Below are 22,923 nucleotides of genomic sequence, written 5' to 3'. Positions count from 1 at the left end.
AAAATCTTGCTAAATCTTCGAAAATACCAGTTGCCTTTCTAAAAAGTGCAACACAAAACAAAAAGACAGGCCGTAATTTTAGCTTCTTATACTTTGCTCAAAAGGAATTCTATTTACAATAGATCTACCCAAGGTAACCTCATCTGCATATTCTAATTCGTCTCCAACAGAAATTCCACGTGCAATCGTAGAAGTAATTATATTGAATTTCTCTATTTGCTTAAAAATATAGAAGTTCGTGGTGTCCCCCTCCATTGTTGAACTTAAAGCGAAGATAAGTTCTTTGATTTCTCCCTCTCCAATTTTATGCACTAAAGAATCTATTTTTAAATTCTGAGGGCCAATGCCTTCAATAGGAGATATTTTACCCCCCAAAACGTGATACAAGCCTTTAAACTGGGAAGTACTCTCTATCGCCATAACATCTCTAATATCTTCTACAACGCATACAAGCGCTGGATTTCTTCTAGGATTTTGACAAATATCACACAAAACAGTATCCGAAATATTATGGCACTTTTCACACGTTTTCACATCATTTCTCAAATGCAACAAAGCTTCTGACAAATACTTTGTATGTTCTACAGGTTGTTTTAACAAGTGCAACACCAAACGCAAAGCTGTTCGTTTTCCGATTCCTGGCAAACGAGAAACTTCATTTACCGCATTTTCTAAAAGTTTTGACGAAAAATCCATAGTTGGCGAATTTACAAATTTGTAATCAACTACAGATTAAAAAACACAGAATACAAGGCATAAAATGAAACTTAATTTCAGTATCTAAACATTTGGTATTTGAACACTTCCCTGCGGACTCTATTTGTAATATTACTTCTTTTTATGTTTCCCATTTCCTGTGCTCTAAAAAAATTATATATTCGTATTTGTAATATAACATGCATCCTTGCCCATGAAACCAGAATATATCATCCTTTTAATTGTTGCTTATTTTTCTGTTTTACTAGGCATCTCTTATCTTACGGGGAAGTCTGCAGATAATAAAACATTTTTTAAAGCCAACAATACATCTCCCTGGTATTTGGTTGCTTTTGGAATGATTGGTGCTTCGCTCTCTGGGGTTACCTTTATTTCCGTTCCAGGTTGGGTAGAAGGTCAAAACATGAGTTACTTTCAAATGGTCTTAGGCTATGTTGTTGGGTACGCAGTAATTGGTCTTGTGCTGCTCCCGCTGTATTACAAATTAAATTTAACTTCAATTTATACCTACTTAGAAGATCGATTTGGAACCAAAGCCTACAAGACAGGTGCCAGCTTCTTTTTATTATCTCGCACAATTGGTGCTGCCTTCCGGTTATTTTTGGTGGCTAATGTGTTACAAATTATAGTGTTTAATAGCTATGGAATCCCTTTTTGGGTAACCGTAACCATCACCATTTTATTGATATGGCTGTACACATTTAAAGGAGGTATCAAAACAATCGTGTGGACAGATACGTTGCAAACCTTGTTTATGCTAGTGGCCGTTGGTGTTTGCATATACGCCATTTCTGATGAAATGGAAATCTCTAATATTTTTACCTATGTTGCCGAGAATGAACTTTCTAAAACTTTCTTTTTTGAAGACGCAAATGCTGGAAATTATTTTTGGAAACGCTTTCTTGCAGGTGCTTTTGTTGCGATTGTAATGACGGGTTTAGATCAAGATATGATGCAGAAAAATCTTACCTGTAGAAATCTAAAAGATGCCCAAAAAAATATGTTTTGGTTTACGATCGTCTTAGTGATCGTTAATTTTTTCTTTCTTGCCTTAGGAGTATTGCTTACAGATTATGCTCAAAAAAATGGGATTGACGCACACAAAGATCAATTGTTCCCAATAATAGCGACAAAAGGAAATCTGGGCTTAGCAACCGCCATCTTCTTCCTATTGGGCTTGATTGCTGCTGCCTATTCGAGTGCAGACTCAGCATTGACCTCCTTAACAACAAGTTTTAGTATCGATATTTTAGAAATTGATAAAAAGAAAGATTTAAAAACTCAAGAAAATATTCGAAAGAGAGTACACATTTTATTCTCTTGCATCTTAATAGCAACTATTCTTATTTTTAAATACTTTATTAGCGACGAAAGTGTCATTGCCAAAATATTTACCTTTGCCAATTATACGTATGGGCCCTTATTAGGCCTCTATGCTTTTGGCTTGTTTACCAAGCTAAAAGTAAAAGACCCATTGGTTCCTTTTATTTGTTTGGCTTCTCCAATCTTAAGTTATGGTACAAATCTATTCGCTTTAGCAGCCTTTGGTTTTGATTTTGGATTTTCGCTCTTAATCTTAAACGGAGTCATTACATTTTTGGGCTTGTACCTGATTAAAAAACAAGACTGTTCTAAAATCAAATAAGCGCACACATAAAAAAAGGATATACTACAGGTAGTGCAGTATATCCTTTTAAGCTATAAACCATTAAAAATAAAGCTAGTATGCTACCGCTTATTTTGGTTTCATGTCTGTACTTTCGAAAATCTTATCCGCAGAACCCGTTACAAAACCAGAAAAGAGTGCTCCATTCGGCATTGGGTGACGAAAAGCAAACTCGTAATAACAAGAAGTTATTTCTTTTGTAAGCTCTTTAAAATCTACTGGAATTCTGTCTGCTAAAACACTAGATTGCTCTAAAAACTCTTCAGGAGAACCTTTAATTTCTCCTCCAGAAGTATTCATTTTGAAACCGTTGTCTTTCAAAAAATGGTTTACTTCTTGCAGAGATTTAAAGGTCTCTAATTTGTTTATATCTACCGTAAAGTGGTTTGAGCAAAAACCGTTGACATATAGCCAAGCAGCATATTCTGTCTCCGCTTGTAGTTTTTCATACACCTCAAAACTTGGCTGCTCCCAGAGTCTTCCTTTAAACACTAAATCATCAGAAGTCAATGCCTCTAGTGGTATTCCTGAAATCATCTTTTCTACTTCCTCTTGCAATTCCACAGAAAACTCAGCTATTTTTAACTGACTGATGAATACCCTTGGCAAGTTTTTATCAGTGGCATGCTCGTAGTGTTTTGCATATAATTTTTTTGCTTCAAAAGTATAATCTCCGTTTTCTACATACCCGGCTGCAAGAAAAGGTTTTGCCAACACCTCAATGTCTACTCGAGGATCGTCGAAAGTCCTAAAAGCTACATGATCGTTAAATATCTGATTTCCTTTCCCTATGAACAATTCGTTTATTTTCTGAGCTGACGGCGTTCTCTCCGAATATTCAGCCCATAATGTGTCAAAAATTTTAGTTGTCGTCATTTTTATATTTTATTAGTCTGGTAAAGCTAATTAATTTAATTCATAAGCAGCCAATAACTGAGTAAATTTACGATCTTGCTACTGTTTTCGAAAACGCCAAAGAAATGCTTTTATTTTTATGATATTTAAAAAAAACAAGGCTCCTTTTATTTGGCAAAACACAGATAGCAAAACCTGTGGCAGACAAAATTAAATTCATAATAAAACTAAAAAAATTCTTTTTTTAAAACCTTAAAAATTAGCGTGCAATAAAATGAAAAAAATAGTTTCTATTGTTGGAGGTGGAACGTCCTCTTTGTTATTGGCTGCATTTTTAAATACTGAAAAATATGAAGTTACTATTTATGAAAAAAATAAAACATGCGGTAGAAAGTTTTTAGTTGCTGGAAAGGGTGGTTTTAACCTTACACATTCAGAAGTTATTTCTGAATTAACCGCGCGGTATACGCCAAACGACTTTTTAAAAGAGGCCTTGTTACATTTTACAAATGATGCTTTTAGAAATTGGCTTCACACACTGCAAATCCCAACATATATCGGAACTAGTAAGAGAGTATATCCAAAAGAAGGCATCAAACCCATCAGTGTTTTAAAAACAATTTTAAGTCATTTAAAAGAAAAAGGAGTCCATTTCAAATACGAGCACAGCTTTTCAGGTTGGGATGATCAAAATGGTCTAATTATTAATTCAAAAAGCACGCACTCAGATTATACCATATTCGCTTTAGGAGGTGCCAGTTGGAAAATCACAGGTTCTGATGGTTCTTGGATAGAAAGATTTCAAGAAAAAGGAATCGCAACACTTCCTTTCGAAGCCTCCAACTGTGCCTTTAAAATTAGCTGGGGAAGTACTTTTCTTGCAAAGCACGGAGGAAGTCCTTTAAAAAACATTCGCATTTCGTGTTTGGACAAAAGTCAAAAAGGAGAAGCAGTAATCACCAATACGGGATTAGAGGGCAATGCAATTTACGGGTTGAGCCCACAAATTAGAAAGCAGCTAAAAAGCCACAAAAAAGCGGCTATTTTTATCGACTTTAAACCCACTTTAACTTTAAAAAATATTACCTCTAAAATAAGGGAATCAAACTTTAAAAACACAACACAGATCTTAAAAAAAGAACTCAAATTAACAAGTGCTCAAATCGACCTGCTAAAAGAAAAGCTTTCCAAAGAAAGTTATTTAAATGCGGAAATATTATCAGAAAATATTAAAAAATTTCCATTAGAAATTGCTGGATTGGGCCTCTTGGATGCAGCGATTTCCACTGCGGGAGGCGTCTCTTTGAAAGCGATAGATCGCAACTTTCAACTACATAAAATACCAAATCAGTTTTGCATTGGAGAGATGTTAAATTGGGATGCACCCACGGGCGGTTACTTAATACAGGCCTGTGCAAGTACTGGTGTTTATCTTTCAAAGTATCTGAATGAAATTCACTAAATACTCGGTTTATCTGTGTATGTACTCCTAAAATATTCTGTATTTTTACTGTTATAAAATCACTAAAATGTCAAAAGACTTATCCAATTATCGCAAATCTTACGAAAAGCAAGAACTCTTAGAGCAGCACTGTCCAAAAAACCCAATGGAACTATTTCAAACATGGTTTACTAGCGCAGATGAATCCGGCACTATAGAAGAAACAAATGCCATGAATATTTCTACAATCGGTGCAGATGGCTTTCCGAAAAATAGAATCGTTTTATTGAAGAAGTTTACCTCAGAAGGATTTATCTTCTACAGCAACTACGACTCAGAAAAAGGAAAAGCACTCGAAGAAAATAATCATATTTGTCTGTCTTTCTTTTGGCCCGCTTTAGAACAGCAAATCATTATCAAAGGAAAAGCCATAAAAGAAGCAACAGCAGCGTCAGATGCTTATTTTGAATCCAGACCCGACGGAAGTAAGCTAGGGGCTTGGGCTTCAAACCAGAGCACTGTAGTCAGTTCTAGAGAAGAATTAGAAGAAAGCTTGGCCTCTTTTGAGACAAAATTCAAAGAGAAAAAAATACAGCGACCACAGCATTGGGGAGGGTATTTAGTACATCCTGTTTCCATTGAATTTTGGCAAGGGAGACCAAACAGACTGCATGACAGAATTCGATATTCTCTACAAGAAGATTTTTCTTGGAAAATTGAAAGATTAGCACCTTAAATTTTTATATTTACCTCTCAGAACGAAAGATTAAATGAAAACACTTTATATTGTTAGACACGCAAAATCCTCATGGGAATACAGTGGTGTTGAAGATATTGACAGACCTTTAAAAAAGCGTGGAATTAAAGATGCCCATTTAATGTCTAAATTTCTATCTAAAAAGATCGGCAAACCAGACGTATTTGTCACCAGCAGTGCAAACAGAGCTTTACACACTGCCGTTATTTTTTGTGGCAACTTTAACGCCCCACATGCAAACTTGCAAATAAAGAGACAGCTGTACAGTTTTAGCGATGGATACCTTGTAAAAACGGTACATGCCTTAGATGACGGCTTTAATTCTGCCATTATTTTTAGTCACGATCATGGTATTAATTCGTTTGTAAATCAATTTGGAAACAAACCACTGGCACACGTGCCTACTTGTGGCATCGTTGCCATAGAATTTGAAGAAAAACACTGGAAAAATATAAAAAAAGGGAAAACTATTTTAGTAGAATTTCCTAAAAATCATACCTAAAAGATTTTGTTAGAAATAAAAAAATTTGCAGCAATTGATATCGGATCTAACGCCATTAGATTACTAATTTCGAACGTTATTATTTCACAAGACAGAGATCCACAGTTTAAGAAATCTTCACTTGTGCGCGTTCCCATAAGGCTGGGTGCTGACGTCTTTGTAAATGACGGTATGATTAGTGAGGCAAACATTGAACGAATGATTCATGCAATGGAGGCATTTAAGCTGTTAATGAACGTCCATAATATTGAAAAATACAAAGCATGTGCTACCTCTGCAATGCGAGAAGCCTCTAACGGAATTGAAGTTACTGAAAAAATATTATCTAAAACAGGTATAAAAATCGATATTATCGGCGGTAAAGAAGAAGCTCAAATTATCTCCTCTACAAATTTAAACGAGTTAATTGAAGGAGACAACACGTATCTATATGTAGATGTAGGAGGTGGTAGTACTGAATTTACGCTTTTTTCTAAAGGAAAAACAATCAGTTCTAAATCATTTGAAATGGGTACAGTGCGCCTTTTAAACAATAAAAAATCTGTAAATAAAGAAATCTTTTACAATGTAGAAAAATGGGTTAAAAAACATACCAAAGACTTGAAAAATATTTCTCTCATCGGTTCTGGTGGAAATATCAACAAGCTTTTTAAGATGTCGGGAAGAACAGAAGGAAAACCGATCTCATTTATTTATTTAAATGCGCAATATCAGTTTTTAAAGAACATGAGCTATGAGGACCGAATTTCTGAATTAAGTTTAAATCCCGACAGAGCAGATGTTATTATCCCAGCGACAAAAATTTACCTTTCTGCGATGAAATGGAGTGGCGCAAGAAAAATATATGTTCCTAAAATTGGACTTTCAGACGGAATTATAAAAACACTATTCTACAACAAATAATACATTCACAAACAAAAAAGTAACAGAATAAACAATCAAATCTTTACTCAAAATGGGATTGAAAGCAATTCTTTAGAATTTTGGAAAATAATTTATTCTAAAAGGAATGCCATTATTTTAAATAAGGTGTTATGTATTCCTCAAACGCTTGCCCCTCCTTATTTAAAAAAGAAGTTTCAATTGGCAAATAGGAAATTTCCGCTAAAACATCCACAAGTCGTACATAATCTTTTTCCGTAGTTAAAATCATTTTCGGTGCCTCCATTGCATTAAATTTTGTTTGAATAGACCGGATGTCTTTTTCGGAAAAATGATGATGATCCCCGTATTTCAAATGATCGAATTTCACTGCTAAACTCTCCAAGTACGCAGATAAGGGTATGGGATTTGCAATTCCGGTAATGAGTAGCACGTTAAAATCTTTTAGTGCTGATGTTGACATTGCTTTTGAGCCTAAAATTGCACTCGCATACGAAATACTAGTGAAAAATATCCTCTTTTGAAAACTACTTAATTTGAGACGAATCACCTCTTGCTGGCGGAGAGACAAGTCTTTTGGACATTTAGTGACTACGATGATATCTGCTCTGTTGGCGCCATATTGACTTTCTCTTAAGTTCCCGGAAGGCACCAAGTAATCATCAACAAATAAAGCATCCCATTTGGTCAATAAAATGACACAACTCCCCTGTACTTTTCGGTGCTGAAATGCGTCATCTAAGAGCAGCACTTCTGGCTTTACAGAATGCATCAATTTTGTAATGCCCGCTACCCGGTTTGCATCAACGGCAACGTGAATCTTTTTAAATTTCTTGTAATACTGTAAAGGTTCGTCCCCAACGTCTTGAGCAGAATGTCCTTCGTTTACTAAGATAAAGCCCTTGGTATTTCTTTTATAACCTCTACTAAGAATAGAGACTGCATATTTTTCTTGCAACATTCGCACTAAATACTCTATCTGTGGTGTTTTTCCCGTACCACCTAAACTCAAATTTCCAACAATCAATATTGGAATATCAAATGCCGTTCTTTTAAAAACCCCGGTGTCAAAAAAAAGATTCCTGACTCTCGTTACAAAGTCATACAAAATTGCAAGTGGAAAGAGTAAAAATCTAAATACTTTCATTGCGGTAAAAATACATTAAAATTGTTAACTTTGAATTCAAAAATAACCAAATGAATATAAGAGCGGTTGCCAACTACCTAGAAGAATTAGCTCCTTTGCACTATGCGGAAGATTTTGACAATGTTGGTTTGTTGGTAGGAAATCCCGACACGCTGGTTACCGGTATTTTAGTGACCCTGGATACTTTAGAGCAAACAGTGGAGGAAGCGATTGCAAAAAAATGCAATTTAATCATCAGCTTCCACCCTATTATTTTCGCTGGATTGAAGAAAATCAATGGAACTTCTTATGTCGAGAGAGTTGTTTTAAAAGCAATTCAAAATGACATCGCAATTTATGCGACGCATACCGCTTTAGACAATTCAAAAAATGGAGTATCTGCAAAAATATGTGAAGTCTTAGGGTTGGGTAATACACAAATTCTAATCCCCAAAAAAGGGATTATAAGAAAACTCACTACGTTTGTTCCGATTCAAAATGCAGCAGCACTCAGAACTGCCTTGTTTCGTTCTGGTGCAGGAAGCATTGGTAATTATGACCAATGTTCCTTCAATGTAGATGGCCAAGGCACCTTTCGAGGAAATGAAAATTCACAGCCAGTAATTGGTGAAAAAGGTAAAATTCATACGGAAAAAGAAACACAGATCAGTGTGATTTTAGAAAGTAAAAATGAAAAGGCCGTTATAAAAGCGTTGCAAAAGCACCACCCTTACGAAGAGGTGGCATATGACATCATCGCTACAGAAAACATTCATCAAAATATTGGAATGGGCATGATTGGAGAACTTCCCAAAGCAATGAATGAAAAAGAATTCTTACTGTTCTTAAAAGACACCATGCAAACAGAATGCATTCGCCATTCTGAGCTTCTCCACAAAGAAATAAAAAAAGTAGCAGTTCTAGGTGGTTCAGGAAGCTACGCGATTGAGAACGCAAAAAGAGCTGGAGCAGATGCCTATGTAAGTGCTGATTTTAAGTATCATGAGTTTTTTAAAGCTGAAAAAAACATTTTATTAGCAGATATCGGTCATTATGAGAGCGAACAGTTTACAAAAACTCTTTTGGTTGAGTATCTTAAGAAAAAAATCAGTAATTTCGCAGTCGTTTTATCAGAAAAAAGTACGAATCCAATTTATTACATATAAACATGGCAAAGAAGAAAGAAATTTCAGTAGAGCAAAAATTAAGAGCGTTGTATGACCTACAATTAATAGACTCTAGAATTGATGAAATTAGAAACGTTAGGGGTGAATTGCCTTTAGAAGTTGAAGATTTAGAAGATGAAGTTGCCGGATTAAATACCCGTATTTCTAATTTAGTAGAAGATGCCTCAAACTTAGAGACAGAAATCAACAATAAAAAACAAGCGATAGAAGATTCAAATGTTTTGATGAAAAAATACGACGAACAGCAAAAGAATGTTAGAAATAACAGAGAATTTGATTCGTTATCAAAAGAAGTTGAATTCCAAGATTTAGAAATTCAATTAGCAGAGAAAAGAATTAATGAATACAAAGCTAAAATTGCTCAAAAAAACGAGGTAATTGAAAACACCAAGGAAAAGCTAGCAAAACAAGATCTGCATTTAAGTCACAAAAAAGCTGAATTGGACGCGATCTTAAAAGAAACTGAAAAAGAGGAGAAACTTCTAGGAGAAAAGTCTGAAGAATTTGCAAAATCTCTAGACGATCATTTATACGCTGCTTATACAAGAATTAGAACCAAAGTCAAAAATGGTTTGGCTGTGGTTGCTATCGAGAGAGGTGCTTCTGGAGGGTCTTATTTTACAATTCCACCGCAGGTGCAGTTAGAAATAGCCAACAGAAAAAAAATAATTATCGATGAGCACAGTGGCCGTATTTTAGTAGATGCAACACTAGCCGAAGAAGAGAAATTAAAAATGGATAAATTATTTTCTTAAACTCCTTTTAAATATCAAAAAAAATCGAAGCAAATGCTTCGATTTTTTTTTGCTCACTATTAATTTCTTACTTAATAGTCTAATTTTCTTAAGTAACGCAACTTCTCTTTCCAAATTTCTAAGTCTTCTTTGAACTCCTGAACCCGGTTTTTCACATTCAACACCAAAGGGTTGTCGTCTTTTGCATTGGAGAAGAACCCTAAGTTATTTTCTAGCTGTTGCACTTCTTTGACCACTTCATCCATTTTCTTTCTAACCAATAGCTGCTCTGAATCTAACTTTCTAAAATCTTCCGTTGCAAATAAACCATCTACAACATTTACAAATTTCAACATTGACACCTCTTTTTTACCTAAAGATAAACCTTCTAACAACCGATCAATTTGCTTGTTGAATTTACCCTCTAAGTGTCTCACATCTCTTGGCAGTGGCCCCAATTCTTTCCAAGCGTCAATGGCCTCTAAAACAGTTTCCTTTGTATGTGTCTTCTCTTCTTTAATTGCTTCTAAGAAGACTTTTTTTGCGTCAACCACAGCTTGTTGTTCATTACTAATTGCATTTTTTTGTTCGTGATACCGATCAAAATAAGCATTACATGCCGCTTTGAATTTTGTCCAAATGTCATCCGAAAATTTTCTTGGTACATGTCCAATGTGCTTCCAATCAGACTGCACTTTCTTCATGGCTTCTGTTGCCGTATTCCAATCTTCACTTTCCTTTAAAGATTCTGCAATTTCGATTAATGACAACTTCTTTTTTAAATTATCTTGTTGCTCACTTTTCTCCTCTTTGTAAAAATTATTTTTAGCGCTGTTAAATTTCTTTGTAGCTGCTTTGAATTTTAACCAAACTTCTTCACTTTTTGCATAGGGAAGTTTGCCCACGTTAAAATACTCTTGCCTTAACTTTTCTACATCATCAATACTATTTCTCCACGCTTTATGGCTATTGTTTTTAGATGTATCATAACCATCTAAGTGCGCAACTATCGCCAATTTGTCATTTATAATCTCTTGATACTTCGACTTCATCTCCCGAAAGTGTTCGTGTCGTCTGTCGTGTATTTTTTTTGTTGCTGCACTAAATTTCTGCCAAACATCTTCTCTAACCTCTTTTGCAACGGGTCCAATATCCTCTTTCCATATTTTATGTAAATCCTGCAATTGCTTGAAAGCTTCATTGACATCTACCACCTCAACTAAAGCTTCTGCTGTTAGAATAATTTTTAATTTCTCTTCTAAATTATTTTTAAAATCTAAATCTCTAAAGTCATTGCTTAGGTGCAATAAATCATAAAAACGCTCTACATGGTGATGGTATGTTTTCCAGGTGTCATTGTACCGTGTTTTCGAGACTGCACCGATAGAACGCCATGTATCCTGCAAAACTTTAAAATCTTTATACATGGTATTTGCATCCCCGTTGTCAATTAGATCTTTCAACCCTTCAATAACCTGCATTCGCGTATCAAGGTTGTCATCCATCTGCTTTTCTATGGAATTGTAATGTGCATCTCTTTTCTTCTTATACTCCGAAAGTAAAGCATTGTACGCTCCCTTTACTGGAGTGGAATATTGAAAGTCAATGGCATTTCCACCCGCTTCTAGAAAAGCAGCTTTATTTTCTGCAAGTAGTACTCCAAACTTTTTGTTAAAAGCATTTTTAATAAGGTCTACGCGCTCTTTTATTTTATTTACTGGATTGTTAGACAATGTGTTTTGAAGCGCTTCAACCAACTCCTCTAGGGATAAAACAGCAAGTGCAACCTCAGGATCTGCTTCTTTTTCTATCTCCTTCTTAGTCACAGGAACATCTGCCACTGCTTCTACCACTTCCAAAGTTACTTCCTCGGATACTAAAACAACTCCTTCCTCCTTTTCTTTTACAATTTCCTTAGTTTCCTCCACAACAAGATCAGCAACAACGGCTACCTTGTCTTCAACAACCGCCACAGTTTCTTCCACAATTTCAATTACCCCATCGGCAACAACATCCCCCGCTTCAATAGTTTCGGGCTTTTCTTCTTTCTCTTTAGAAGTTTCTTTAGCAGTTGTCTCATTCTTGTTTACCGTTTTTTCAACGTTCTCTTCATTAGTATCTAACATATCTATAATGTTTAAGTTCAATTTGTAATTCTATTGTAATATTGTCTAAATATACTTACAACTTATAAGGTATACAAAATGTGAAGCTAATATCTATAATTTGGATTCATTCCAAATGCTCCAAGATTCTTCTGCTTGTAGCGCTAACATTTCATGTCCATTTTTAATAACCGCTCCGTTCTCTCTTCCCTTTGTTAAAAAATTGGTCACCTCAGGATTGTATATTAAATCAAATAACAAGTGACGTTCTGACAGAAAATGATACGGAATATCTGGGTATAAGTGCACATTTGGAGACGTCCCCAAAGGGGTGCAATTTACGATAACATGTGCTTTATTCATAATTTCTTCCGACAACTCTTGGTATGAAATTTCACCACTGCCTTTGGGAGTCCTAGAAACAAATTGGTACGCAATTTTATTCTTTTTGAGCGCGTAAGCTACTGCTTTAGACGCACCGCCAGTTCCTAATATCAAGGCATGCCTGTGGTGCTTTTTAAAATATGGAGCAATGGATTTCTCAAAACCCACCACATCGGTATTGTATCCCTTTAACCTCCCTTGCTTTGTAAATTTAATCGTATTGACTGCTCCAATTTCTTTAGCTGTTTGATCTAACTCATCTAAATAGGGCAGCACCTCTTCTTTATAAGGTATGGTCACGTTCATCCCTTTTAAAAATAACTCCTGCTCAATTAATTTTGGAAAGTCGGTAATCTTTTGCAAATCAAAATTTGTATACAAATGTTCTTGCAAGCCTAATTTTTCAAACTTTTTTGAAAAATACCCCCTTGAGAATGAATAGGAAATGTTTCTTCCTAAAAGACCAAAAACCTTATTTTTTTTTTCTTCCATAGAAATCAATTATTAAAATTAAAGAAAGTCCTAAAATAATATATAAAATAGCAATCCAGGTTTCTGAGTGTGAAAAATTCGGTATAAAACGTTGGTAATTCTCAATAATTTTGTGCCCGCTGTTGTCTAAAAGAAACACGCCCTTTTCAGTGGTAAAAAGAGCCTCTTTCCAGGGCCAAACTATTCCTAAAGACCCTGTAATAAAACCAATAATTACTGCAGTTACAATAGCGTTAAATCTTTTTAATACATATCCTAAAAGATGACTAATTGCTACCAAACCAAAAATAGAACCCGCAGTAAACACCAGTATTATTTTAAGATATCGAATCTCCTCAGGAACTGCTAAAACGTCAAAATTACCAACAAGTAATTCTGTAGCCACAAAAAATAAAGCATTGACTGAATCTACTAAAAGCAGCACATAATTGCCCATTAAAATTAGGATAAAAGAACCAGAAAGACCTGGAAGTGTCATTCCCGAAACCCCGATAATCCCACAAATAAAAACAAACCATAAATTATCATTTTCTCCTGCGGGAGTTAAAAAACTCACTCCTAACCCCACGGCAACCCCCAGCATTAGTGAAAAGATATTGCTGCGATTCCATTCTCCAAAACCCCTACCAATATAATAAATAGAGCCAATAATCATTCCAAAGAACCAACTCCAAACGTAGAGTTCATAATGTTCTAAAAAATAATCTAAAACGAGTGAAATGCTGAAATAACTAAAAATACTCCCTCCCATCACCAAGAGCAAAAACTGGCCATTTATGTAGGTATAAAAACTTTTAAATCGACCACTAATAATCAACTTAAAAGCGTTAATGTTTACTTTTTTAAAAGAATAGATCAGCTCTTCATAAAAGCCTAAAACAAAAGAAACCGTTCCTCCAGAAACGCCGGGAACTTTGTTTGCAGCACCCATTGCCAATCCTTTTAAAAAAAGATATAATTTCTGTGAAAAGAGTCTTTCTTTTTGCATTATTTTTTTTCTGCTAATTTTTCCATCAATAAGATTAATCCAAAACCAACAATTGCGAAAAACACCGCAAACATTAATTTAGAGTCACCATCAAAAGAGAAAGGCGAAACACTTTGCTCTACTAAAGCCTTTGTAGCACCGTGCCTGTCTACATAAGTCGAAATGGCTTCTTTCCATGGCCAAACTTTATTTAAAGAACCTAGCATGAGGCCAGTTAAAACGATTAACATTTGATTTTTAAAATTTAAAAAAAGCCATTTTAGCAACCTCGCAAAAGAAAGTAGTCCAATAACGACACCCAAAGCGATTGCTCCAATAATTTTATAATCCCTGATTGTAATCGCAGTCATTACCATAGCATATGCCCCTAATAACAATAAAATATAAGAGCCAGAAATGCCCGGTAAGATCATGGCACAAGAAGCGATAGCACCCGCAAAAACTAAAAATAAATAATTAATTTCGCCAACATTTGTTGGTGGAAGTATCGTAACTACATATCCAAATAAACTGCCTAAAATAAGTAGTATTATCATTTTAAAATTCCAAGTTTTCACCTGTTTTCCAATATAGATAATACTGGCTAACACCAATCCAAAGAAAAAAGACCACAATAAAACAGGTTCATTTTCTAACAACCACTTAATTGTTTTTGCCAAAGATAAAATACTGATAAAGATTCCACTAAAAAGAGACAGCAAAAAAGAACCATTTACTTGATGCCAAGCCGCTTTTATACCCTCTGATTTCAGTGTTTTTAAAAGCTTGAGATTCACATTGCTTATCGCTACCAACAGCTCTTCATAAATTCCAGAAATAAATGCAATGGTTCCGCCAGAAACTCCTGGAACAACATCTGCAGCTCCCATTGCCATTCCTTTTAGCCCAATCACTAAATATTCTTTAAAACTTCTTCCCATTATATTTTTCTTATTTTTGTAAAAAACGAAGATAATAGATTTTAAAGAAAAAATAGATCCGTTTATTCTATTTGTAATTTTTATTAATTGATACTAGATGCCAAAAAGAGGAAAAGCCAAAAACACGCTAAACAAGGCGAAACACACGAAGTTGATGCAGCGAAAAATCAACAAAGTAAAACTAGAAAAGCTGTTACACAAAGCGCGTCTAAAAAATATTATTAAAAAAGTAAATGAAGAAAAAAAACACGATCAATAAGCTAAAATACCTTGTAGGACTTATTCTTTCTTTACCACTGTTCCCCTTTTTATACTTTCAAGGAAAGGAAATTCGAAAAAAAGTACCGAAACTTCCCGAAGCCTTAAAACCAAAAGGAATTGCAAACGGACCCTCTGAGTCTCCACTGCAGTTACTCGTTCTTGGTGAAAGTACGATTGCTGGTGTGGGGGTAAAAGAACACAAGGACGGATTTACTGGAGCGCTAGCCAACACCCTCTCAAAGACTTTACGCTGTGCTATAAATTGGCGTGTCTATGCAAGAAGTGGCTATACCGCAAAACAACTTTGTACTAAAATAATTCCTAAAATAGAAGAAACTACTGCAGATCTAATCGTTATTGGAATTGGTGGGAATGACGCTTTTACACTAAATACTCCAAAAAAATGGAGCATTGATATTGAAAACCTGATCAATTTACTGCAAGACAAATTTCCAGAAACCCCCATTTTCTTCACAAACATGCCTCCAATAAAAGAATTCCCAGCATTTACAAAAGCTATCCAATTTGTCATCGGAAATTTGGTTGAAATTTTAGGGAAGCAGCTGCAAATAATAGCAGAAGAAAAAGCCAATGTTTATTACAATGCTGAAGTCATTACGCTGCAAGCATGGAGCAAAAGAAATAAAATATCCGAAAACAACTCTAAGATTTACTTCAGTGATGGCGTGCATCCGTCGAAATTAACCTATCAAGTTTGGGGAAAAGAGATGGGTACTTTTATTTTACTGCAAAATACTGCGACAACTAAATTTTCTATTCCAGTTTTATGAAAAAAAAAGTACTAATACTTGGTGCTGGACTTTCTGGCGTTTATTTGGGTTACAAACTAAAACAAGCCGGTTTTGAAGTCCAAATTTTAGAAGCAAGAAACCGCGTGGGTGGAAGAATATTAACCAATCATAAGAGCCATACAAAAGTGGAACTAGGTGCTGCTTGGCTTTGGAAATACAATGAAGAATTATTAAAGTTGTGTCGCGCACTCGAAATTTCTTTGTTTCCTCAAAACATGGAAGGAGATGCTTTATTCGAGGCATCACACAACAGTCGCATAGAGCGATTTCGCGTCCCTAAAAATCAAGAAATAAGTTATAGAATTTCGGGAGGCACTGCCCACCTTTTAAAGAAACTAACAATGAGTTTCTCGCCTGAAGAACTCCTATTAAGTCAAAAAGTAGCTCAAATCGCAACATGTGGAGCCTTTGTAAAAGTATTTACTGAAAAATTGACTTTTGTTGGTGATTTTGTTATCTCCACAATCCCTCCACAACTTTTAGTAAACACAGTTGCATTGCCAAGTGAAATTAGCCAAAAGCTACTTAAAATTGCAAATAATACGCATACATGGATGCAAGACTCTATTAAATTTGGAGTGGTCTATAAAACTCCTTTTTGGGAGGAGAAAAATCTATCTGGTGCTGGTTTTAGCAGTGAAGGAGCCTTCACAGAAATCTACGATCATACGGATGCCCAAAAGAAGCGTTTTGCGCTTATGGGTTTTGTAAACCAAACACTTGTAAATGCCACAAGTACTCATCGAGAGAAAGAAGTTCGCAAACAATTATTTCGGTTTTTTGGCAAAGACGGCGAAGACTATATTGCTTACCAAGAAAAAGCCTGGCCAGAAGATGCACTCGTGCATTTTAAAAATACTATTACTTTAAAACCACATGCAAACAACGGTCATCCTATATACCAAGAAGAATTTTTAGAAGGGAAATTATTTTTTGGAGGCTCGGAAACGTCTAAAAAATACGGTGGATATATGGAAGGAGCTATTTGTCGTGGAAATGAAATTGTGGACCACTTAAAAAATACCAGTAAATAAAAAAATCTCAAGGTTTCCCCTGAGATTTTATATTTCCAATACTGTTCTTTTTATTGATCGATAGATCCCAAAACGCGTTTCATAAACAAATTTAACGCCTCTTTCTTAGGAGTTCCTTCTTTGACCATTTTATGAACCTCTAACGCACCATACATATTAGAGATCAACTCTCCAATAACATCTAATTCCTCGTCTTTTAAAGACGGAACCTCTGTTAGCCCTTCAAGTGTTTCAATAGTCTCCAAAAGATAATCTTGATCGTTCTCTTCTATGAAACTCGTCAGGTGTTTAATTACTGGTAGCTTCATATTAAGACACTTCGTTTACAAGTTCCTTCAATACCTCAAACTTATTTGTTTGTGCTTGTCCTTTAAAACTCCCACCCTCAAAAGTTGCGAAGGTTGGCAAATTACTTACGTCCGCTAATTTTCTGCTCTCGGGAAATTTTTCAGCATCCACAATTACAAAAGTTATCGCTTCATTCTCTGAAGCTAACTTTTTAAATTTAGGTTTCATAATCCTACAATTTCCACACCATGTAGCCGTGTACTGCACAACAACTGTTTTGTTGCCGGCAATAATTTCTGATAAATTATCTTGATCTAACTCTTGAACCATATCTAATAATTAGTTTAAGTTGCTTGCTAAGTATGCAGCAGTTCCCTTCGCATTTGCTGACATCGCTGTTTTTCCTTCTTCCCAGTTTGCTGGACAAACTTCTCCATTTTTCTGTACGTGCGTATATGCATCAATTAAACGTAAAAATTCATTTACATTTCTTCCAACAGGCATGTGATTAACGCCCTCGTGAAAAACGATCCCTTCTTCATCAATTAAATATGTTGCTCTGTAAGTTACGTTATCTCCCTCTACTTGCACTGTTTGTGAAGCTTCATCGAAAGTTTCATTTGTAATGTCTAAAATACCTAATATTGATGATAAGTTTCTATTGCTATCTGCTAATATTGGGTATGTTATCCCTTCAATTCCTCCATTTTCTTTCGCAGTACTCAACCATGCGAAATGCACCTCAGGTGTATCGCAAGACGCTCCGATTACAATAGTATCTCTTTTCTCAAAATCTGCGATTGCTGCTTGAAAAGCGTGTAATTCTGTAGGGCAAACAAATGTAAAATCTTTTGGATACCAAAATAATAACACCTTCTTTTTATTTTTTACTGCTTCTTCTAATACATTCAATTTGAATGTATCTCCCATTTCATTCATTGCATCTACATTTAAATCTGGGAATTTTTTTCCAACTATTGTTGCCATATCTCTTTATTTTTTTTTGGTAAGGTTTTAAGTTGCAAATATACTGCCCACAAGGGCATTTATTACAAAAAAACTTATGGTAACTTTTTATGTGACCATCAACTTTACTTATAGGCCTAACATTTAAAATAAGCTCCCATTAAACTCATTTGATCGTTAAAAAAACGATACATTTAAGAACCGTCATTTAATAAGTTTTAACTATGATAAAATAAAAACTATAGATAATAATTATCCAACTAAATGCTGTACGTTTGTACCTCAGAAGTAAATACTATCAATCATGGAAAAAAATAGCGATATTAGTAAATGCCCTTTTATGGGAGGAACTCAAAAACAAACTGCGGGCAATGGCACTTCAGTGAGAGATTTTTGGCCAAATGAACTCAAATTAAATATTCTGCGTCAAAACGGACAAGCATCTAGCCCAATGGCTGAAAACTTTGACTACGCAGCAGCTTTTAACAGCATAGATTACGCAGCTTTGAAAGCCGATGTAATGCACTTCATGACCGATTCTCAAGATTGGTGGCCAGCAGATTACGGGAACTATGGTCCTTTTATGGTTCGTATGGCATGGCACAGTGCTGGTACTTACAGAGTGGGTGATGGACGTGGTGGAGCACGTTCAGGATCACAACGTTTTGCACCTATCAACAGTTGGCCAGACAATGGTAACTTAGATAAAGCGCGTTTATTGCTGTGGCCAATTAAAAAGAAATATGGAAATAAATTATCTTGGGCAGATTTAATGATCCTAGCAGGAACGTGTGCTATGGATTCAATGGGATTTAAAACCTTTGGTTTTGCTGGTGGACGTGAAGATGTTTGGGAACCAGAACAAGACATATACTGGGGTTCTGAAACGGTCTTTGGAGAAAATAAGGAACGGTATGCTGAAGGAGAGTTAGAAGATCCGCTAGGTGCCGTAATGATGGGTTGGATTTATGTAAATCCTGAGGGTCCTAATGGAGTTCCAGACCCAATGGGTTCTGCTAAAGATGTAAGAGAGACTTTTGGAAGAATGGCGATGAACGATGAAGAAACCGTTGCTCTTACCGCTGGAGGACACACATTTGGTAAATCACATGGCGCAGCAGACCCAGACAAATACGTTGGACCGTCGCCACATGGAGCTCCAATAGAAGAAATGAGCACGGGATGGAAAAACTCTTACAAATCTGGTGTTTTAGACGATACGATTACCAGTGGAATAGAAGGTGCTTGGACTCCAAACCCTACTACCTGGGATCATGACTATTTTGATGTCTTATTAAACTACGATTGGGAATTAACCAAAAGCCCCGCAGGTGCACATCAATGGAAACCCACAGCAGCGTCAAAAGCAAAAAGAGCACCCAAAGCTGGTGATGCTAGTAACACGCAAGATTTAATGATGACTACTGCAGACATCGCTTTAAAGGTAGATCCTGAGTACTTGAAGATTTCTAAACGTTTCCACAAAGACCACAAAGCTTTTGAAGACGCGTTTGCAAGAGCATGGTACAAATTAACACACAGAGACATGGGGCCAATTTCTAGATATTTAGGACCAGATACTCCTAAAGAAGAACTGCTTTGGCAAGATCCAATTCCACAAGGAACAGTGCTCTCTGAAACAGAAATTGCAACCTTAAAAGAAGCAATTTCAAATACTGATTTATCCGTTTCACAATTGGCAACTACTGCTTGGGCAGCGGCTTCAACGTTTAGAGGCTCAGACATGCGCGGTGGTGCAAATGGTGGAAGAATTCGTCTTGAACCACAAAAAAGTTGGGCCGTAAACAATCCTTATGAGTTGAATAAAGTGCTGATTGTTATAGAGGGCATTCAAAAAGATTTCAAAGGAGTTGTTTCTATCGCAGATTTAATTGTGCTCGGTGGTACTGTAGCGATTGAAAAAGGAGTAAAAAATGCAGGATACGACATTGTTGTTCCCTTTACTTCTGGAAGAGGAGATGCTTCTCAAGAACAAACGGATCTTGTTTCTTTTGGCTATTTAGAACCAAAAGCAGACGGTTTTAGAAATTTTATTAAAAAAGATTTAAAACTAGCAGCAGAAGAATTGTTGATTGACAAAGCACAATTGTTGACACTTAGTATTCCGGAAATGACAGTTTTAGTTGCGGGTATGCGCGCTTTAGGAACCAATTATGATGCTTCTAAGTATGGGCTATTTACAGATACAGTAGGTACACTTACAAATGATTTTTTAGTGAATATCTTAGATTTTAGTACCACTTGGAAGGCAACCTCTGAAGATGATACATTATTCGAAGGAAGCGATAGAAAATCAGGAGAAATTAAATATAGAGGCACAAGAGCTGATTTAATTTTTGGATCAAACACAGAACTAAGAGCGATTGCGGAAGTATATGCAGCTGATGATGCAAAAGAGCGTTTTGTGTGCGATTTTGTAGCCGCTTGGACCAAGGTAATGGAGCTTGATTTATTTGATATCAAAAAATAACCTGCACTGTATTTTATAAAAAAAAGGGAATCAAATTATTTTGATTCCCTTTTTTTTATATTTCTTTTGCTATTTCAAAAAATTATATTCACTAGCCAAAGCAGCTTTATCTCTTTCTTTTTAGATTCTTTCCTTTATTTCTTTGCTTCTTTCGTTGCCCATATCAATCTGAGCTCGTTTATTTACTAGCAAATAATTTTATATCGTTTACTGAGACTTCTTTTTCTCCAAGAATTATCAAACGCTCCACTACATTTCGTAACTCACGTATGTTTCCTGTCCAGTCATACTCCTGGAGCAAAGCGATCGCCTTTGGGGAAAATATTTTTTCTGGAGTCCCCTGCTCTTTAGAGATTTTACCTGCAAAAAAACGAATTAGCAAAGGAATATCTTCTCTTCTGTCATTCAATCCGGGGACTTTGATTAAAATAACTGCGAGTCTGTGGTATAAATCCTCTCGAAACCTACCTGCCGCAATTTCTTCTTGCAAGTTTTTATTGGTTGCTGCAATTACCCGAACATTTACCTTGATATCAGAGTCAGACCCTACCCTTGAAATGCTACTTTCTTGCAGTGCACGCAAAACTTTTGCTTGCGCAGACAAACTCATATCTCCAATCTCATCTAAGAAAATTGTCCCACCATTTGCAGCTTCAAACTTACCTGCTCTGTCTTTATTAGCTCCTGTAAAGGATCCTTTTACATGTCCAAATAATTCGCTTTCTATTAATTCTGATGGAATTGCAGCGCAGTTGACTTCAACCATGGGTGCTTTTACACGATCTGATTTTTCATGCAGCCAATGTGCTACTAATTCTTTACCCGTTCCATTCGGCCCTGTAATTAAGACTCTAGCATCGGTATTCGCTACCTTTTCTATCATCTCTTTAATCAGAGAAATAGCAGGACTTTCGCCCACCATTTGGTAACTTTTACTTATTTTTTTCTTCAACCTTTTATTTTCGACAACCAACACCTTGTTGTCCAATGCGTTTCTTACCGTGTTTAAGAGTCGGTTTAAATCTGGTGGTTTAGAGATATAATCAAAAGCACCTAAACGCATTGTATTTACGGCGGTATCTAAATCTCCGTGCCCCGAAATCATCACAATTGGTATTTCTGGCTTTATTTTTTTTGTCTTCTCTAATACCTCAACTCCATCCATTTTTGGCATCTTGATATCACATAAAATCAAATCGTAATCGTGGTCTTTTATCATTTCAATGCCCTGAAGTCCGTCTGCAGCCTCTTCTACGATATAAGCATCATTTTCTTCTGAAATTATTTTTTTCAAAACTCTTCTAATGGCTCCTTCGTCTTCAATAATTAAGATTCTACTCATTTGTTTTTTTGATTCAAAAATTAAACATCTAGAAGCGCAGTTCAAAAACTACTGTCCTGTATTCGTCTGCTTTATGATTTAGAGTGGTTGCTGAAAGACGTGCACATCTCTTTGAGGGAACGGAATGGTAATTCCATTTTCTCTAAATTTTTTATCGATCTCAAAACGCAAATCACTTTGCACAAAACGAGTTTCAAAACTATCATTTAAGGTAAAAATAATTTTAAAGTTTAAAGAACTATCAGCAAAATCTGTAAAAAGTACTTTCGGTATGGGTTTTTTTAAAATCTTATTGTGTTTGGCTGCAGCTACTAACAAAATAGACCTTACCAACTCCACATCACTTCCATAAGAGACCCCAACATTTACTGATTCCCTGGTTTGTGTTCCATTTTCTGTCCAATTAAAAAGAATATTCGTAAGGTATAAGTGATTCGGAATTACTAAAACTTTGTTATCAATGGTCACTGCTCTTGTTGTTCGCAGTCTGATGTCTAATACTCTGCCAACTTTCCCTTCTAATTCAATAATATCTCCAACATGCACTGACTGATCTACCAAAATAAAGATGCCCGAAATAATGTCTTGGAATAAAGTTTGAAGTGCCAAACCTACACCAATTAATAAGACTGCAGATGCCGCAAATATTGCAGTTACATTTACGCCAGAAGCATCCATGGCTACTAAAAAAATAGCAATAAAAACCACCCACCGAATGTAGCTGAAAACGCTGACAAACTTTACTTTATCATTTGGAGGAATTTTTCTAGTAATAAATTTCCGTAATAATTTTAGTACAAAAGCAGTTACAATTAAGGCAACCACAACAAATAGCAGTCCCCGGAAGGAAATACTTATGTCTTTGGTAAATGTGAAGGTATACTCTAAAATAGAATTTGCCTCTTCCAAAATGGTCTCCGCAACCTGTTCTAATTTATCTTGCATTCTTTTTTATAATTTATCTTTCAGCAGC

23 protein-coding genes are annotated in these 22,923 nt (G+C 35.6%); 11 read left to right on the top strand and 12 right to left on the bottom strand.

The genetic code is table 11. From position 1 onward, the window contains the following. Positions 1 to 78 precede the first annotated feature (78 nt). Positions 79 to 696 carry a recombination mediator RecR gene (recR, locus tag PI23P_RS06755; RefSeq protein WP_004570025.1) on the bottom strand — a complete coding sequence of 206 codons (618 nt, stop codon included), beginning with the start codon at positions 694 to 696 and terminating at the stop codon, positions 79 to 81. A gap of 214 nt (positions 697 to 910) precedes the next feature. Here recR and PI23P_RS06750 point away from each other — a divergent pair, with 214 nt between their 5' ends. Beyond that, positions 911 to 2,362: a sodium:solute symporter gene (locus tag PI23P_RS06750; RefSeq protein ID WP_004570024.1), complete on the top strand. Its 1,452-nt coding sequence runs from the start codon at positions 911 to 913 to the stop codon at positions 2,360 to 2,362. Between the two features lie 90 nt (positions 2,363 to 2,452). Here the strand turns inward: PI23P_RS06750 and PI23P_RS06745 are convergent, their stop codons facing one another. Continuing rightward, on the bottom strand, positions 2,453 to 3,259 hold the full coding sequence (locus tag PI23P_RS06745; RefSeq protein WP_004570023.1) for a DUF1338 domain-containing protein: 807 nt from the start codon (positions 3,257 to 3,259) through the stop codon (positions 2,453 to 2,455). Positions 3,260 to 3,512: 253 nt separating this feature from the next. Here PI23P_RS06745 and PI23P_RS06740 point away from each other — a divergent pair, with 253 nt between their 5' ends. The 4 genes from PI23P_RS06740 (at position 3,513) to PI23P_RS06725 (ending at position 6,841) form a co-directional block, all read left to right on the top strand. Continuing rightward, positions 3,513 to 4,700: a BaiN/RdsA family NAD(P)/FAD-dependent oxidoreductase gene (locus PI23P_RS06740; protein ID WP_004570021.1), complete on the top strand. Its 1,188-nt coding sequence runs from the start codon at positions 3,513 to 3,515 to the stop codon at positions 4,698 to 4,700. Between the two features lie 67 nt (positions 4,701 to 4,767). Next, on the top strand, positions 4,768 to 5,415 hold the full coding sequence (gene pdxH, locus PI23P_RS06735) for a pyridoxamine 5'-phosphate oxidase (RefSeq protein ID WP_004570020.1): 648 nt from the start codon (positions 4,768 to 4,770) through the stop codon (positions 5,413 to 5,415). A gap of 34 nt (positions 5,416 to 5,449) precedes the next feature. Beyond that, complete coding sequence (locus tag PI23P_RS06730; protein WP_004570019.1) at positions 5,450 to 5,938, top strand: SixA phosphatase family protein; 489 nt, start codon at positions 5,450 to 5,452, stop codon at positions 5,936 to 5,938. 6 nt (positions 5,939 to 5,944) lie between these two features. Beyond that, a complete protein-coding gene (locus tag PI23P_RS06725) occupies positions 5,945 to 6,841 on the top strand; it encodes a Ppx/GppA phosphatase family protein (protein ID WP_004570018.1) in 897 nt (298 codons plus the stop codon). A 112-nt stretch (positions 6,842 to 6,953) separates the two neighbouring features. Here the strand turns inward: PI23P_RS06725 and lpxK are convergent, their stop codons facing one another. Beyond that, positions 6,954 to 7,967, bottom strand: coding sequence for a tetraacyldisaccharide 4'-kinase (lpxK, locus tag PI23P_RS06720; protein WP_004570017.1), 1,014 nt, complete (start codon positions 7,965 to 7,967; stop codon positions 6,954 to 6,956). Positions 7,968 to 8,017: 50 nt separating this feature from the next. On the opposite strand from lpxK, the gene PI23P_RS06715 reads away from it, so the two are divergent. Continuing rightward, positions 8,018 to 9,112 (top strand): Nif3-like dinuclear metal center hexameric protein, encoded by a 1,095-nt coding sequence (locus PI23P_RS06715; RefSeq protein ID WP_004570016.1) that lies wholly within the window; start codon positions 8,018 to 8,020, stop codon positions 9,110 to 9,112. 2 nt (positions 9,113 to 9,114) lie between these two features. Continuing rightward, the gene (locus PI23P_RS06710) at positions 9,115 to 9,888 is read left to right on the top strand and encodes a zinc ribbon domain-containing protein (RefSeq protein ID WP_004570015.1); all 774 of its coding nucleotides are present in this window, start codon (positions 9,115 to 9,117) and stop codon (positions 9,886 to 9,888) included. 71 nt (positions 9,889 to 9,959) lie between these two features. Here the strand turns inward: PI23P_RS06710 and PI23P_RS06705 are convergent, their stop codons facing one another. From PI23P_RS06705 to PI23P_RS06690, 4 genes are all read right to left on the bottom strand, one after another. Further along, positions 9,960 to 11,993 carry a DUF349 domain-containing protein gene (locus tag PI23P_RS06705; protein ID WP_004570014.1) on the bottom strand — a complete coding sequence of 678 codons (2,034 nt, stop codon included), beginning with the start codon at positions 11,991 to 11,993 and terminating at the stop codon, positions 9,960 to 9,962. Between the two features lie 93 nt (positions 11,994 to 12,086). Next, positions 12,087 to 12,848 carry a shikimate dehydrogenase family protein gene (locus PI23P_RS06700; protein ID WP_004570013.1) on the bottom strand — a complete coding sequence of 254 codons (762 nt, stop codon included), beginning with the start codon at positions 12,846 to 12,848 and terminating at the stop codon, positions 12,087 to 12,089. Further along, a complete protein-coding gene (locus tag PI23P_RS06695) occupies positions 12,829 to 13,836 on the bottom strand; it encodes a DUF368 domain-containing protein (RefSeq protein ID WP_004570012.1) in 1,008 nt (335 codons plus the stop codon). Before PI23P_RS06695 ends, PI23P_RS06700 begins: the two co-directional genes overlap by 20 nt. Beyond that, positions 13,836 to 14,756, bottom strand: a complete 921-nt coding sequence (locus PI23P_RS06690) for a polyprenyl-phosphate transporter (RefSeq protein WP_004570011.1) — start codon at positions 14,754 to 14,756, stop codon at positions 13,836 to 13,838. The genes PI23P_RS06695 and PI23P_RS06690 overlap by 1 nt, the downstream gene beginning before the upstream one ends. 97 nt (positions 14,757 to 14,853) lie before the next feature. Between PI23P_RS06690 and PI23P_RS12680 the strand changes: the two genes are divergently transcribed. The 3 genes from PI23P_RS12680 to PI23P_RS06680 are packed head-to-tail and all read left to right on the top strand — an operon-like array spanning position 14,854 to position 16,863. After that, on the top strand, positions 14,854 to 15,015 hold the full coding sequence (locus tag PI23P_RS12680; protein WP_004570010.1) for a hypothetical protein: 162 nt from the start codon (positions 14,854 to 14,856) through the stop codon (positions 15,013 to 15,015). After that, the gene (locus PI23P_RS06685) at positions 14,990 to 15,808 is read left to right on the top strand and encodes an SGNH/GDSL hydrolase family protein (RefSeq protein ID WP_004570009.1); all 819 of its coding nucleotides are present in this window, start codon (positions 14,990 to 14,992) and stop codon (positions 15,806 to 15,808) included. The genes PI23P_RS12680 and PI23P_RS06685 overlap by 26 nt, the downstream gene beginning before the upstream one ends. Then, positions 15,805 to 16,863: a flavin monoamine oxidase family protein gene (locus tag PI23P_RS06680; RefSeq protein WP_004570008.1), complete on the top strand. Its 1,059-nt coding sequence runs from the start codon at positions 15,805 to 15,807 to the stop codon at positions 16,861 to 16,863. The genes PI23P_RS06685 and PI23P_RS06680 overlap by 4 nt, the downstream gene beginning before the upstream one ends. Before the next feature lie 50 nt (positions 16,864 to 16,913). Here PI23P_RS06680 and PI23P_RS06675 read toward each other — a convergent pair whose 3' ends face one another. From PI23P_RS06675 to PI23P_RS06665, 3 genes are read right to left on the bottom strand one after another with little or no spacing between them, the layout of a single operon-like run. Next, on the bottom strand, positions 16,914 to 17,171 hold the full coding sequence (locus PI23P_RS06675; RefSeq protein WP_004570007.1) for a DUF6952 family protein: 258 nt from the start codon (positions 17,169 to 17,171) through the stop codon (positions 16,914 to 16,916). 1 nt (position 17,172) lies between these two features. Next, entirely contained in the window at positions 17,173 to 17,481 is a 309-nt protein-coding gene (locus tag PI23P_RS06670; RefSeq protein ID WP_004570006.1) for a thioredoxin family protein, read from the bottom strand. 9 nt (positions 17,482 to 17,490) lie between these two features. After that, on the bottom strand, positions 17,491 to 18,138 hold the full coding sequence (locus PI23P_RS06665; RefSeq protein WP_004570005.1) for a peroxiredoxin: 648 nt from the start codon (positions 18,136 to 18,138) through the stop codon (positions 17,491 to 17,493). Between the two features lie 283 nt (positions 18,139 to 18,421). Here PI23P_RS06665 and katG point away from each other — a divergent pair, with 283 nt between their 5' ends. Then, complete coding sequence (gene katG / locus PI23P_RS06660; RefSeq protein ID WP_004570004.1) at positions 18,422 to 20,608, top strand: catalase/peroxidase HPI; 2,187 nt, start codon at positions 18,422 to 18,424, stop codon at positions 20,606 to 20,608. Between the two features lie 178 nt (positions 20,609 to 20,786). Here katG and PI23P_RS06655 read toward each other — a convergent pair whose 3' ends face one another. Both PI23P_RS06655 and PI23P_RS06650 read right to left on the bottom strand, forming a co-directional pair. Next, positions 20,787 to 21,950, bottom strand: a complete 1,164-nt coding sequence (locus PI23P_RS06655) for a sigma-54-dependent transcriptional regulator (RefSeq protein ID WP_004570003.1) — start codon at positions 21,948 to 21,950, stop codon at positions 20,787 to 20,789. Between the two features lie 78 nt (positions 21,951 to 22,028). Next, entirely contained in the window at positions 22,029 to 22,895 is an 867-nt protein-coding gene (locus PI23P_RS06650; protein ID WP_004570002.1) for a mechanosensitive ion channel family protein, read from the bottom strand. Positions 22,896 to 22,923: the final 28 nt, after the last annotated feature.

Source organism: Polaribacter irgensii 23-P (assembly GCF_000153225.1).
Lineage (GTDB): Bacteria > Bacteroidota > Bacteroidia > Flavobacteriales > Flavobacteriaceae > Polaribacter > Polaribacter irgensii.
This window is presented reverse-complemented; position numbering and strand designations above follow the sequence as displayed.